Annotated in this window: 11 protein-coding genes; 6 read left to right on the top strand and 5 right to left on the bottom strand. The window is 70.3% G+C overall.

The genetic code is table 11. From position 1 onward, the window contains the following. Positions 1–47: 47 nt before the first annotated feature. Both ABT254_RS26995 and ABT254_RS26990 read right to left on the bottom strand, forming a co-directional pair. The gene (locus ABT254_RS26995; protein ID WP_351475102.1) at positions 48–458 is read right to left on the bottom strand and encodes a hypothetical protein; all 411 of its coding nucleotides are present in this window, start codon (positions 456–458) and stop codon (positions 48–50) included. A gap of 216 nt (positions 459–674) precedes the next feature. Further along, on the bottom strand, positions 675–1,463 hold the full coding sequence (locus ABT254_RS26990) for a phosphatase (RefSeq protein WP_351475100.1): 789 nt from the start codon (positions 1,461–1,463) through the stop codon (positions 675–677). A 410-nt stretch (positions 1,464–1,873) separates the two neighbouring features. Here ABT254_RS26990 and ABT254_RS26985 point away from each other — a divergent pair, with 410 nt between their 5' ends. Beyond that, positions 1,874–3,106 carry an RNA-guided endonuclease InsQ/TnpB family protein gene (locus tag ABT254_RS26985; RefSeq protein WP_351475097.1) on the top strand — a complete coding sequence of 411 codons (1,233 nt, stop codon included), beginning with the start codon at positions 1,874–1,876 and terminating at the stop codon, positions 3,104–3,106. Positions 3,107–3,214: 108 nt separating this feature from the next. Here ABT254_RS26985 and ABT254_RS26980 read toward each other — a convergent pair whose 3' ends face one another. Next, positions 3,215–4,687 (bottom strand): PucR family transcriptional regulator, encoded by a 1,473-nt coding sequence (locus tag ABT254_RS26980; protein ID WP_351475095.1) that lies wholly within the window; start codon positions 4,685–4,687, stop codon positions 3,215–3,217. 122 nt (positions 4,688–4,809) lie between these two features. On the opposite strand from ABT254_RS26980, the gene ABT254_RS26975 reads away from it, so the two are divergent. From ABT254_RS26975 to ABT254_RS26960, 4 genes are all read left to right on the top strand, one after another. Further along, positions 4,810–6,270 (top strand): sodium:solute symporter family protein, encoded by a 1,461-nt coding sequence (locus tag ABT254_RS26975; protein WP_351475092.1) that lies wholly within the window; start codon positions 4,810–4,812, stop codon positions 6,268–6,270. A 66-nt stretch (positions 6,271–6,336) separates the two neighbouring features. Beyond that, positions 6,337–7,305, top strand: a complete 969-nt coding sequence (gene speB, locus ABT254_RS26970) for an agmatinase (RefSeq protein ID WP_093721207.1) — start codon at positions 6,337–6,339, stop codon at positions 7,303–7,305. Further along, on the top strand, positions 7,302–8,987 hold the full coding sequence (locus ABT254_RS26965; RefSeq protein WP_351475089.1) for a thiamine pyrophosphate-binding protein: 1,686 nt from the start codon (positions 7,302–7,304) through the stop codon (positions 8,985–8,987). The genes speB and ABT254_RS26965 overlap by 4 nt, the downstream gene beginning before the upstream one ends. Before the next feature lie 32 nt (positions 8,988–9,019). Then, positions 9,020–9,148, top strand: coding sequence for a hypothetical protein (locus ABT254_RS26960; protein ID WP_351475086.1), 129 nt, complete (start codon positions 9,020–9,022; stop codon positions 9,146–9,148). Between the two features lie 83 nt (positions 9,149–9,231). On the opposite strand, the gene ABT254_RS26955 is transcribed toward ABT254_RS26960, so the two are convergent. Both ABT254_RS26955 and ABT254_RS26950 read right to left on the bottom strand, forming a co-directional pair. Next, entirely contained in the window at positions 9,232–10,035 is an 804-nt protein-coding gene (locus ABT254_RS26955; RefSeq protein WP_351475083.1) for an endonuclease I family protein, read from the bottom strand. Positions 10,036–10,171: 136 nt separating this feature from the next. Next, complete coding sequence (locus tag ABT254_RS26950; protein WP_351475080.1) at positions 10,172–12,445, bottom strand: ArnT family glycosyltransferase; 2,274 nt, start codon at positions 12,443–12,445, stop codon at positions 10,172–10,174. A 157-nt stretch (positions 12,446–12,602) separates the two neighbouring features. Between ABT254_RS26950 and ABT254_RS26945 the strand changes: the two genes are divergently transcribed. Then, positions 12,603–13,463, top strand: coding sequence for a serine hydrolase (locus tag ABT254_RS26945; RefSeq protein WP_351475077.1), 861 nt, complete (start codon positions 12,603–12,605; stop codon positions 13,461–13,463). Positions 13,464–13,487 lie beyond the last annotated feature (24 nt).

The raw sequence follows: 13,487 nt of genomic DNA, 5'->3' as shown, positions 1-13,487 counted from the left end.
GGCCCAGGTTCGCACCTGGGCCCGGGATCTCGCCGGTGCGGCGTCTGCTACCGCTTGTACTCCTTGGTCACGGAGCAGTTGTCAGGGTGGAACGAACCCCTGTCCCGGCAGACACGTATGTGCGCGTCCTCGACATACTGCTCGTCACCGGTCCAGTTGATGTAGTCGAGAGGAACCGACGCCTTCTGCTTGCCGTTGTAACGGTTCCAGTCGTAGCCCTCGATCTTCACCTGCATGTAGACGTTGTGCCCGTCTCCGTGGTCGGTGTCATTGAGGTTGCCGTACCACTCGAAGCCACCGTGGTTCTTGCTCGCGGGCCAGAACGTGTAATGCCCCGAGTTGAACTCCGCCCCACCGGTGCTGAGCGTCGGAATGGTGTGCCAAGAGGCGGCAAAAGCGGTTCCTGCCCCCGTGGCGAAGAGGGCCGCCGCAAAGGCGCCCACTGCCAGCTTCCGCATTTTTTCTCCCGTTTTGTGTTCGGTTGTGCGCCCCGGCGGGTCAGGCCGAGGTGCGGCCCTGGATCGGTCGTGTCAGGGCCGCGTCGAAAATAACGACTGCGAACACCGAGGGGGATGAAATAGCGGAAGATATGCCCTCTTTGATTCCGGTATGCCGCTCAAGGCTTTGCGGTGATCTTGCCTTCGCTTGGCCGGAACATGATCATTGACCGGGGGTCACTGCAGGCCCGCCTCCGCCAGCAGATACGCCGTCATCGGGTCGTAGTGGCGCGGGCTCGGCACATGGTCGTCGAGGGGGACCGTCACCTGTACGGTGCCCTCGGCCTCGGCGAGGAAGAGTGCCGGGTCGTTGCAGTCGGCGTAGCCGACGGAGTCGACGCCGTGCTGGCCGGCGTAGCCCGCCCAGCCGTGGTCGGCGACTACCAGGTCCGGCAGCGGGCGGCCCTGCTCCTCGAGTGCCGTGAGGATGGCCTTCATCGGCTCGCCGGAGTGCGTGTGCCACAGGGTGGCGCCGTGCTCCAGGACCGCCACGTCCGCGAGCTGCCAGACGTAGCCCTCGTCGGTCTGCAGGCCCTCCGGGATCACGACGATCTCGCAGCCGGCTTTGCGCAGTGCGGCGGCCGTGGCGCGGTGCACGTCGAGCAGGCCGCCCGGGTGGCCGGTCGCGAACAGCACCCGCTGCTGCCCCTCGGCCGCCTTGCGCAGCCGGGCCGCCATCCGCTCCAGGCCGCCCACCGTCAGCTCGGGGTCGATGGTGTCCTGGCCGTACCGGTACTCGGGGTCGTCGTTCACCCCCACCCGCTCCGCCATCACCGCGAGCACGTCCTGCTCGTCGGTCCACCGGTCGCCGAGTTCCAGTCCGAGCCAGTAGTTGCGGACGCCGTTCGAGAGCTGTCGGTAGTGGGAGAGGTTGTTCTCGCGCGGGGTGGCGACGTCGCCCGCGATGCGGGTCTTCACAAGGTGCTCGAGGAGCTCGGCGCGGCTGGGTGTCCCGGGTATCGGCATGAAACCCATTGTGAGGCAGTCGCCTGCGCGATTCCCTGGCGTCCGGCGCGCTGGGACGCGCGTCACCTTGTGACCGGCGGATGCCCTGGCCTTCACGCCGGGGAGGAATCCGGCTTCCCGCGTGGGGGGCAGGGGTAGCTGGATCGCCGCCGGGCGATCCGGCGTCTGTCACGGGAGCGCCGCACGCGACCTCGAGCAGGTGCACGATCTCACTGATTTGTGGGCGCGGAGCACCCGCATGGCTGCTTGACGGACCCGGGGAAATACGAACGTGTGTACCGGTAGTCGCTGGTTGGAGTGGTGGACGCGCTATCGGGGTACGGGCGTGCGGTTGTCGTACGTACGGTCTTATCGCAAGGCGTCGGCGGGCTGCGGACGTTCGGTTCGAGGGACGTAGAGGGGGTGAGGGTGTGGCGGTAGTGGGGGCGGTCACGGAGGAAGCCGGGCATGCGCGGTGGACGTTCCGCCTGCGCGTGTCGTCCACCGCGCTCGCCCGGCTGCTGGACGAGTGGGACCGGTGCCGGTGGGTGTGGAACGAGTCCGTGGCCAAGTCTCAGCAGGTCCACGCCCGGAACAAGACCCGGCCCGAAGGCGCTGGCAAGGAGACGTGCGGTCCGGCGCAGCTCGACAAGATGCTGACCGGGGCCCGCGCCGGGACGCCGTGGCTGCGTGAGGGCAGCTCAGTGCCGCAGCAGCAGGTCATTCGCGACTTCGGGAAGTCCAGGGCGAAGGCGCAGAAGGACATCCGCGAGTGCCTTCCTCAGCGGCAGCGGGCCGGGATGCCGGGGTGGAAGAAGAAGCGCGAGGCCCTGCCGAGCCTGAACTACACCAAGCGTGGCTTCCGTCTGAAGGACGGCCGTCTGCACCTGGCCGGGGGCATCGTCCTGACGCCGGTGTGGTCGCGGGAGTTGCCCGCCGAGGCCTCCTCGGTGCGTGTCTACCAGGACACGCTGGGGCACTGGTACTGCTCGTTCGTGGTCCCCGCCGAGGTGCAGTCGCTGCCGGAGACCGGCCAGGTGATCGGCATCGACTGGGGCGTGAAACAGACCGCGACCACCACCTCCGACGTCCACGACCTCCCGCACGTCCAGCACGGCAAGAAGGCCCAGGCCAAGCTGGAGCGTTACGACCGGATGATGGCCCGCCGCCAGCCGAAGAAGGGGCAGGCCGGATCGAAGGGCTACCGGGAGGCGAAGAAGTGGCGAGCGAAGACCTACGCGAAGATCGCCCGGCAGCGGCAGGACACCAGCCGCAAATGGGCCAAGCGCGTGGTGACCGACCACGACGCGATGGCGGTGGAGGACTTCCGGCCCAGGTTCCTCGCCAAGTCGAAGCTGGCCCGCAAGGCCGCTGACGCGGCGATTGGCGCCACCAAACAGGCCCTGCTGGAGATGGCCCGCAAGCACGGCCGGATCGTCCACCTGGTGCACCCGGCCCACACCACCATGGACTGCGCGCACTGCGGAGCGAGAGCCAAGCACGCCCTGCCGCTGTCGGAACGAACATATACCTGCACCGCGTGCGGAACCGTGTCCCCCCGGGACAAGAACTCCGCCCGCGTGATGCTCGTCCGGGCTGGTCTCAACCCGGCTGGCGCCGACGGCGTAAGACCCCCGGGAGCGCCGCTCCCGGAGGCAGCCTGAGCCAGGAATCCCCCTCGTTTACGAGGGGGGAGGATTCAAGTACTCAGCGACATGGGGCCCTTGCCTGCCTGACCTGCGTACCTATTGCCTCCGGGGCCATTGCTGCGTTTATTGCCGCCGCAGCGCGAACCACAGCTCCATGCGTACGTCCGGGTCGTCCAGGTCCGTGTCGAGGAGCGTGGCGCAGCGGGCGATGCGCTGGCGGACCGTGTTGCGGTGCACGGACAGCGCGACGGCCGTACGGTCCCAACTGCCGTGCAGGGACAGCCAGGCGCGCAGGGTCTCGGCGAGCGCGGGGGTGCCCGCGATCGGGGCGAGGAGCGTCCGGGCGTGTGCCGCGGCCTCCTCGGGCGGCACCAGGTCGGCGAGGCCCGCCCGGTCGCCGTGCCGGACCAGGGCCGCGCGGGTGGCGCGGGCGCGGGCCAGCGCGCGGGCGGCCTGGGTGTCGGCGGCAGGCCACCCGGACGGGGCCGAGGCGGCGCTGACGCCCAGCGTCCAGCCCGGCTGCGCGGCCGGCTCGCGGTCGGCGGGCACCAGGACCCGTACGAGATCGTCGGCCAGGTCGACCAGCGGCGACCCCAGGGCGGCGCCCAGGGCCGAGGCGGCCACCGGGTCGGGTGCCTGGGCGTCCGGCCGGGCGTGCACCACGAGCCAGGGGCCGGGCCCGAGGAGGGCGGCCACCTCGGCGGGCGGTGCGCCCAGCAGCAGCCGTACCAGCGCGGACGACCGCGCCGCCCCCGTGCCGCTCTGGTGCTCGCCGGTGAGGAGGGAGAGCAGGACCGTGGCCACGGAGGCGATGGTGTGATCGCCGGGTTCCCGTTGCGGCGCGGCGACCCCGAGCACGAAACCCTGCCCGGCACCGAGGGCGTAGGCGGCGAGGTGGGTGCCGGCGGCCGTGTCGGTGGCGGAGGTGGGCGTCCCCGGACCGGAGGGGCGTACGACCTCCGCGAGCCGGGCCAGCGCCTCCCGGACGCCGGTCTCCACCGGACGCCCCACGGAGGCGATCTCCGTTCCCTCCGGCCCGTACAGCACCGCCCGGCCGCTCACCCGCTGGGCCAGCTGCCGCAGCACCGACGGCACCGGGTCCGGGCGGGAGGCCGCCGCCGCGAGGCTCTGCTGGGCCTCCGTCACCCGGCGCAGTTCGGCGAGGCGGGCCTGGGCCATCAGCTGCCAGACCGCACGGGCGATGCCGGAGAACGTGGTCTGCTCAGGGACCTCGACGAGCGGCAGCCCGTGCGCGTCGCACGCCGCCACCAGGGCGCGCGGCACCGTGTCGTGCACGGGAGCCAGGCCGAAGCCGAGGGCCGCGCCGCCCGCCGCCACGATCCTCGCCACGTAGTCGTCGAAGTACGTGCCGGAACCGGCGGCCTCCGGGACATGGACCCCGGCGGTCAGCAGCAGCTCCCCGCCCAGCAGATACGGGTACGGGTCGGCCATCTCCGAGGTGTGCGCCCAGTGGATGACGATGCCGGGGTCGGCCGGCCCGGCGATCTGCCGCAGCGCCAGGTCCTCGCGGGCCAGGAGTGCCGAAAGAGGCACGGGTGGCGTGGGTGGCGTGGCGGGAACCGCGGAGTCCGGCATGGTGTGCGCTCCCTCCACCCCGTACGGCTCGAATGGATGAAACGTACACTTCGCAGTCGCTTTTCAGCCACCTAGTGTCAGTGCTCATCACCCGCCGGCGAGACCGAGCGAAGGAGGGCCCCGTGGCCATCGACTACACAGTGATCGTCGTCTATCTGGCCGGAATGCTGGCCATGGGCTGGTGGGGCATGCGCCGCGCCAGGTCGAAGAGCGAGTTCCTGGTCGCGGGGCGCCGCCTCGGGCCCGCCATGTACTCCGGCACCATGGCCGCGATCGTCCTCGGCGGCGCGTCCACCATCGGCGGCGTGGGCCTCGGCTACCAGTACGGCCTCTCCGGCGCCTGGATGGTCTTCACCATCGGCCTCGGGCTGCTCGCCCTGTCCGTCTTCTTCTCCGCCCGCATCGCCCGCCTGAAGGTCTACACCGTCTCCGAGATGCTGGATCTCAGGTACGGCGGCCGCGCGGGCGTCATCTCAGGTGTGGTCATGTGGGCGTACACGCTCATGCTCGCGGTGACGTCCACCATCGCGTACGCCACGATCTTCGACGTGCTCTTCGACATGAACCGCACGGTCGCGATCATCCTCGGCGGCTCGATCGTGGTCGCGTACTCGACGCTCGGCGGCATGTGGTCGATCACGCTCACCGACATGGTGCAGTTCGTGGTGAAGACCATCGGCGTGCTGCTGCTCCTGCTGCCGATCGCGGTCGTCAAGGCGGGCGGTTTCTCCGAGATGAAGGCCAAGCTGCCCACCGCGTACTTCGACCCGCTGGGCATCGGAGGCGAGACGATCTTCACCTATGTCCTGATCTACACGTTCGGCATGCTCATCGGGCAGGACATCTGGCAGCGCGTCTTCACCGCCCGCAGCGACACGACCGCGAAGTGGGGCGGCACGGTCGCGGGCACCTACTGTCTGGCGTACGCCCTCGCCGGCGCCGTCATCGGTACGGCCGCCAAGGTGCTGTACCCGAAGCTGGGCAGCCCGGACGACGCCTTCGCGACCATCGTCAAGGACGAACTCCCCGTCGGTGTGCGGGGATTGGTGCTGGCCGCCGCGCTCGCCGCCGTGATGTCGACCTCGTCCGGCGCGCTGATCGCCTGCGCGACCGTGGCCAACAACGACATCTGGTCGCGGCTGCGGGGAGCCGTACGCAGGTCCGACGGCGAGCACGACGAGGTCAAGGGCAACCGCGCCTTCATCCTGATCATGGGCCTCGCGGTGATCGGTACGGCGATCGCGCTCAACAACGTCGTCGAGGCGCTGACGGTGGCGTACAACCTGCTGGTCGGCGGGCTTCTCGTGCCCATCCTGGGCGGCCTGCTGTGGAAGCGCGGCACCGTGCAGGGCGCCCTCGCCTCCGTGGTCGTCGGTGGCCTCGCGGTCATCGGCCTGATGGCCGGCTACGGCATCCTCGCCAACGAGCCCGTCTACTACGGCCTTCTGTCGTCCCTCGTCGCATATGTGGCGGTCTCCCTGGGGACGAAGCCCACGGACGAGCTTGTCCTCGCCACCTGGCGCGAGCGTCTCGCGGGACGGTCCTCCGAACTCGCGTCCGAACCGGTCCCGGCTGCCCAGTAGAGTCGTACGAGAATCATTACTTATCACTCCATACGCGATGAAGCGTAGGAAAGAAGGCATCAGGTCATGAGCAGCAACGAGACGCCCCGCGGACCCGTCGACTCCTCCCGCATCCCGCGGTACGCCGGACCCGCGACCTTCGCCCGGCTGCCCCGCCTCGACGAGGTCGGCCGCGCCGATGTCGCCGTGGTGGGCGTGCCGTTCGACTCGGGCGTCTCGTACCGGCCGGGCGCCCGCTTCGGCGGCAACGCGATCCGTGAGGCGTCCCGGCTGCTGCGGCCGTACAACCCGGCGCAGGACGCGTCCCCGTTCGCGCTGGCGCAGGTGGCGGACGGCGGGGACATCGCGGTGAACCCGTTCAACATCAACGAGGCCGTGGAGACCGTCGAGGCCGCGGCGGACGAGCTGCTGGGGACGGGCGCCCGTCTGATGACCCTCGGCGGCGACCACACCATCGCGCTGCCCCTCCTGCGCTCGGTGGCGAAGAAGCACGGCCCGGTCGCCCTGCTCCACTTCGACGCCCACCTCGACACCTGGGACACGTACTTCGGCGCCGAGTACACGCACGGGACCCCGTTCCGGCGGGCCGTGGAGGAGGGCATCCTCGACACGTCCGCGCTCTCCCACGTGGGCACGCGCGGCCCGCTCTACGGCAAGCAGGACCTCACCGACGACGAGAAGATGGGCTTCGGCATCGTCACCTCGGCGGACATCTACCGCCGGGGCGCCGACGAGGTCGCCGACCAGCTGCGGCAGCGCATCGGTGACCGCCCGCTGTACATCTCGATCGACATCGACTGCCTCGACCCGGCCCACGCACCCGGCACGGGCACCCCGGAGGCGGGCGGCATGACCTCCCGCGAGCTGCTGGAGATCCTGCGCGGCCTCGCCTCCTGCAACCTGGTCTCGGCGGACGTCGTCGAGGTGGCCCCCGCGTACGATCACGCGGAGATCACGTCGGTGGCCGCGTCCCACACGGCGTACGAACTGACCACGATCATGTCCCGCCAGATTGCCGAGGCCCGCGCGAAGTGACCCACGACCACGACCTGGAGCTCCGCCCGACCGAGGCGCAGATCTCCGCCGCTCTGAACCCTCCTCCCGGCCGCAACGGCGGAGACCTGGTCGTGGAGACGCTCGCCGGACTCGGCGCTACGACGGTCTTCGGCCTGCCCGGCCAGCACGCGCTGGGCATGTTCGACGCGCTGCGCCGGTCGGCGCTGCGGTACGTGGGCCTGCGGGTGGAGAACAACGCGGGGTTCGCGGCGGACGCGTACGGCCGGATCACGGGCGAGGCGGCACCGCTGCTCCTGTCGACCGGCCCCGGAGCCCTGACCTCCCTGGCCGCGTTGCAGGAGGCGGCCGCGGCCTCGGCGCCCGTGCTGGCGATCAGCAGCCAGATCCCGACGGCGGGGCTGGGCGGCGGCAGGCACGGCTATCTGCACGAACTCCCGGACCAGGCGGCCTCGTTCCGGGGCGTGGTGAAGTCGGTCCATACGGTCCGCACCCAGTCCCAGATCCCGTCCGCGATCGCGGCGGCCTGGAAGTCGGCCCTGACCGCCCCGCACGGACCGGTGTGGGTGGAGATCCCGCAGGACGTACTGCTGGCGCAGACCTCGCTGCCGGTGGTGACGGGGGTGGACGCGACACCGGAGGACGTGGTGCCGCGCCCCGAGCTGACGGCCGTGGCCGCCGACCTGCTGTCGCGCGCCGAACGCCCGGCGATCATCGCGGGCGGGGGAGTGGTACGGGCGGACGCCTCGGGCAAGCTGCGGCAGCTGGCGGAGGTGTTGCAGGCGCCGGTGGTGACGACACCGGGCGGCAAGGGGGCCTTCCCCTGGAAGCATCCGCTGTCCCTCCAGTCCTGGATTGAGGACCGGCACACGACGGACTTCCTGGAGGACGCGGACGTCCTGCTGGTGGTCGGCTCGGGCCTGGGCGAACTCTCCTCCAACTACCACACGTTCAAGCCCCGCGGCCGGGTCATCCAGATCGAGGCGGACCTCGGCAAACTGGAGTCCAACCACCCTGCGCTGGGCATCCACGCGGATGCGCGCCTGGCGTTGCAGGCGCTGCTGGAGACGGTGTCGGAGCGCACCGACCCCACGGCGCCGGAGCGGGTCGGTACGGTCCTGTCGAAGGTCACCGATCGCATCGCCGCCCAGGAACTCACCCTGGAACAGGACGTGCTGGCCTCCGTCCGCCGGGCGCTGCCCGCCGACTCCCCGTCCTTCTGGGACATGACCATCCTCGCCTACTGGGCCTGGTCGGCCTTCGACGCCAAGGGCCCCAACCTCCTGCACTCCGCCCAGGGTGCCGGCGGCCTCGGCTACGGCTTCCCGGCGGCCCTGGGCGCGGCGGCGGCCGACCCGACCCGACCGGTCCTGGCGGTCTCGGGCGACGGCGGCGCCCTGTACTCGATCGCGGAACTGGCGACGGCCCGCCAGTACGACCTCAACGTCACCTGGCTGATCGTCGACGACGGCGGCTACGGCATCCTGCGCGAGTACATGACGGACACGTTCGGCCAGGCGACGGCGACGGAGCTGTCGCGGCCGGACTATGTCGCGCTGGCGGAGTCCTTCGGGGTGCCGGGGATGCGTACGACGCCGGAGACCCTCGAGACGGACCTGGCGAAGGCGCTGGCGTCAGCCGGGCCGTCCGTGGTGGTTCTGCCGGCGGTGCTGCGGATGTTCGCGGCGACGCATCTGGGCTGAGAGCAGGCTGAGTGACGTGAGTGAATGGAGACATGCTCTTCGACTTCACACACGGCCACGACGGTGAACGGCTTGGTCCGCTGGTGCGGGAGTTCGTGGAAGAGCGCCTGGAGGCGTACGTAGACGGACTGCTGCGGCGATACGGCGTCTCGGTCCCGTAGTGATCCGGCAGTGCTGGACGGACGGGGCGGAGCGGTCCCGGTCCCGGATCAGGCTCGCCGCCACCGGGGCCGCTCGGGCCTGACTACCAGATCGCGTCCACCCACTCCGGGTGGTCGATGAACGGGTTGCGGTTGTGCTGGTAGGTGTCGTAGATGACCTGGTTGCGCTTTTCCTCGAAGGCGCTCGGCGGGTCCTCGTCGTTCCACTGCTTGAGGACCGAGAGCTTGCCGATGTACGGGTTGCTGCCGTTGTTGACCTTCTCGTTGGGCTCCAGGTCGGCGAAGCCGTCGCCGCCGTCGTAGCGCACGGCCATGTAGAGGATCATGCGGGCGACATCGCCCTTGTCCGCGTCGCGCGGCTCGAAGGAGTCGGAGTCGACCTTGCTGCCGCCGCCGCCCGTGACCGCGCTGCCGCCCTCGTCGAAGTCCAGGTTGCCGCGGGTGCTGTTGACCTGGACGTCCGCGGGGCGCAGGTGGTGCAGGTCGGTGCCGGGCCCGGTCACCTCGCCGAAGTCGCCGTGGGACTTGGCCCATACGTGCTCGCGGTTCCAGTCGCCGACGTCACCGCCGCTCAGGGACTTGGCGCGGGAGACGCCGCTGTACAGCAGGATCACGTTGTTGCTGTTGTTGGGGTCCTGGTCGGTGACCTTCAGCGCGTTCCAGACCGCGGAGTACGAGATCTTCGTCTGGCTGCTGATGATCGTGTGCAGGGACGACTTGAGGCTCGCGCCCGACTTTCCGATCGCGTTCTTGTAGTACGTCGAGTCGTAGTCGGCCGTCGTGGCGCCGGCCGGAGTCGCCGTCAGGGCCGGGGCGGTGAGGCCGACCAGGACGGCCGCGGTGGCCCAGGCCACCGACTTCCAGCGGCGGGTGCGTGTCGCCGTCATGTGGGGGTTCCCATCTACGCGGGTTGAATGGAGGCGGCAAGAAGGAGGGTGACATGGACATGAGGTCAAGCAGGTAAACGGGACGTAAAAAGGGGCCCCGGCCAATGTGGCCGGGGCCCCTCGGTGTCGGAGTCCGTCAGCTGACGTCCGACGGGTCCAGGCGATAGAGCGACGACGAGTTCGAACCGGACGAGGACGACGAGGAGTTCGTGTTCGGGGTCGCGTTCGAGGTCGAACTCTTGCTGTAGGCGCTCTCCTTGACCGCCGTGCCGTGCTGCTGCACCCAGTTCGACACCTCGGTGCTGAGGTTGCTGCCGCCACCGGGGCCGCCGCCCATGCCTGCGCTGCCGATCTGGATGTAGTGCAGCTCGCCCTTCTTCACCAGCTCCTTGAGCCTGGCGACCGTCATCGCGTTGTCGGAGCCGGTGAAGCCCCACATGGAGATGACCGGTTCCCTGGCGCTGAGCTCGATCTGGGCGGCGCTCTGCGAGTTGGACACCGCGAGCAGCCACGTGGCGCCGTCCTGGTGCTCCTTCAGGTACGAGATGAGCTCGCTGTCCGCGCCGCCCATACCACCGGGGCCGCCGCCCATGCCGCCGCGGGCGAAGCCGCCCTGTCCGGACGTACCGCCCGTCTCGCCGTTGCCGCCGGGCGTTCGGCCGCCGCCCTGCGGGGCGCCGCCCGGCAGTTCGCCGTTCCCGCCGCCCGGCATCATCCCACCGCCGCCGGGCAGTTCGCCGTTCTGGCCCTGCTGTCCGCCGCCGGGGAAGCCGCCTGTGCCCTCGGTCCGGCCGCCTGCCTCGGTGCCGCCGCCCGGGAAGCCGCCGCGGTTGCCGCTGGGTCCGCCGCCGAAGCCGCCTCCCGTCGACGGGCCGGCCGTCGGGTTGGTGCCGCCCATCATGCCGCCGGAGGAGCCGAAGGCCGGCGAGGCCGCGTACGCCGTCGGGCCCGCGAGGGCCGCGACGACCGCCGCCGCCAGGGACGCGGTGAGCAACCGCGCGCGGGAGCCGATGGGGGTTCCGCCGCTCGGGCGGGGCCGAGAGCGGGGGAGGGACACCAGCATGCCGACGATGCCGGCCACGGTCAGGACGCCGATCGTGGGCCACAGCCAGGTGTTCCAGCCCGAGGCGCGACGGAGCAGGACGATCGCCCAGACACCGGTGACGCCGAAGGCGACTGGAAGCACCCACACCCAACGCCGGTCGCGGCGGAAGGCGTCCAGCAGCATCGCGCCACCGCCGCCGCACAGCGCCGCGATGCCCGGGGCGAGCGCGGTCGTGTAGTACGGGTGCATGGTGCCCTGGGCGGTCGCGAAGATCACGTAGTGCAGCAGAGTCCAGCCGCCCCACAGGACGAGTGCCATCCGGCGCAGGTCGGTGCGCGGGGCGCGCCCGCACAGGACCAGTCCCCCGATCAGGGCGATCGCGGAGAAGGGCAGCAGCCAGGAGATCTGGCCGCCGAGGATGTCGTTGAACATCCGGCCCAGGCCCGCGGAACCGGAGAAGCCGCCGCCACCGCCACCGCGGCCTGCGCCGTTGCCCTCACCGCCGAAGACGCGGCCGAGACCGTCGTAGCCCATGATCAGGTCCCAGGCGGAGCCGTCCGTGGAGCCGCCGATGTAGGGCCGGTCGGCTGCCGGGACCAGCGAGACGGCGAGGGCCCACCAGAAGCTGGAGACGGCCAGCACCACCGCGGCGAGGAGCAGGTTGACCATGCGCTTCACCCAAGGGGCCTTCGACGCGTGGAGGTAGAGCGCGAAGACGGCCGGGAGGGCGATCCAGCCCGCGAGCAGCTTGGTGTTGAAGGCGAGGCCGAAGCAGGCGGCCGAGCCGAGCAGCGGCAGCAGCTTCTCGTCACGGGTGGCGCGGAACGCCAGCGCCGCGCCCGCCACCATGAGGAAGACGAGCAGGGTGTCCGGGTTGTTGTCGCGGTTGATGGCGACGGTGATCGGGGTGAGCGCCAGCACCAGCGCCGCGACGGCTGCCGCGCCGTGCCCCCACACCCGCTTCACATGGGCGTGCAGGATCCAGATGGTGGCGAGGGCCACCGCGATCATCGGCGCCATCATCTGCCAGGTGCCGAAGCCGAGGACGCGACAGGACAGACCCATGACCATGAGCGCGAACGGCGGTTTGTCGACGGTCAGGAAGTTGCCCGGGTCCAGCGATCCGAAGAACCACGCCTTCCAGCTCTGCGTGCCCGCCCAGACGGCACCGCTGTAGAAGGTGTTCATGCTGGAGCCGGAGAGGTTCCAGGCATACAGGACCGCCGCCAGGACCAGGATCGCGATGAGCGCCGGCAGCGACCAGCGGGGCGCCCTGTCCGGGGGCACCGCGGGCGGGGCCGGCGGCGGCCAGTCGGCGGACACGGTCTCGGGGGTGTGGGGGAGTGGATCGGTGGCAGATGTCACGAGCGCATCGTCCGCAGGCGGAGTGAGTGCGCGCTGTGGCGAACCTGGCACCTGCCTGTGAATCGGCCCAGGCCGCGGTAACGCCTTGTGCTTCCTTTGCCCAACGGGCCCGCTGATGCGTACAACCATTCAGTCGAACTCGTGCGTCAACAGGGGCATGACTCACCGGACTTCCACCAGACGCGCCAGAGCGCTCGCCACCGGAGCCCTCGGGCTCGGTGTACTCATACCCGCGGTGGCCGCCGCCTCGCCCGCCGCGGCCGCCACCACACCGACCGTCAGCTGCACGTCCTCCAAGGCGGCCCTGGCCACCAAGCTCCAGAAGGACATCACCGCCGCCCTCGCGAACCGCACGGGCACCGTCGCGGTCGGGCTCTACGACCGCTCCACGAACACGACTTGCTCGCTGCGGGCCACCTCTTCCTACGACTCCGCCAGCGTCGTGAAGGTCACCGTCCTCGCCACGCTGCTGTGGGACGCGAAGAAGCACAACCGCTATCTGACCGACACCGAGGCCTCGCTGGCCAAGGCCATGATCACCAAGTCGGACAACACCGCGACCAGCAAGCTCTGGAAGCAGCTGGGCCTGACGAAGATCAAGGGCTTCCTGAGCGCCGCCGGCATGACGAAGACCGTCCCCGGCGCGAACGGCTACTGGGGCCTGACCCAGATCAACGTCACCGACGAGCAGAAGCTGCTCAAGCTGATCACCGCGCAGAACACGGTCCTGAGCGACAACGCCCGTGCCTACATCCTGAAGTTGATGAGCCAGGTCATCTCCTCGCAGCGCTGGGGCACACCGTACGGAGCGCCCTCCGGCGTCTCGGTCCACGTCAAGAACGGCTGGCTGCAGCGCTCCACGCACGGCTGGCGCGTACACAGCGTGGGCACCTTCGACGGCGGCGGCCACGACTACATGATCACGGTGCTGACGTGGGGCAACAGCACCATGAACTACGGCATCAACACCATCCAGGGCGTCGCCAAGGTCATTCACCGCGATCTCGCCGCGAGTTGACCCCTCCCGGTCTCCCGCCCGTCA

It is taken from the genome of Streptomyces sp. NPDC001137, from assembly GCF_040298885.1.
Taxonomy (GTDB): domain Bacteria; phylum Actinomycetota; class Actinomycetes; order Streptomycetales; family Streptomycetaceae; genus Streptomyces.
Note: the sequence above shows the minus strand (reverse complement) of the source record. Positions and strands in the feature narration are given on the sequence as shown.

Bases quoted from the DNA above. Each gene is read 5' to 3' on its own strand.
- ABT254_RS26945 (WP_351475077.1), top strand. From the start codon at position 12,603: ATGACTCACCGGACTTCCACCAGACGCGCCAGAGCGCTCGCCACCGGA.
- ABT254_RS26990 (WP_351475100.1), bottom strand. From the start codon at position 1,463: ATGCCGATACCCGGGACACCCAGCCGCGCCGAGCTCCTCGAGCACCTT.
- ABT254_RS26980 (WP_351475095.1), bottom strand. From the start codon at position 4,687: ATGCCGGACTCCGCGGTTCCCGCCACGCCACCCACGCCACCCGTGCCT.
- speB (WP_093721207.1), top strand. From the start codon at position 6,337: ATGAGCAGCAACGAGACGCCCCGCGGACCCGTCGACTCCTCCCGCATC.
- ABT254_RS26995 (WP_351475102.1), bottom strand. From the start codon at position 458: ATGCGGAAGCTGGCAGTGGGCGCCTTTGCGGCGGCCCTCTTCGCCACG.
- ABT254_RS26960 (WP_351475086.1), top strand. From the start codon at position 9,020: ATGCTCTTCGACTTCACACACGGCCACGACGGTGAACGGCTTGGTCCG.
- ABT254_RS26955 (WP_351475083.1), bottom strand. From the start codon at position 10,035: ATGACGGCGACACGCACCCGCCGCTGGAAGTCGGTGGCCTGGGCCACC.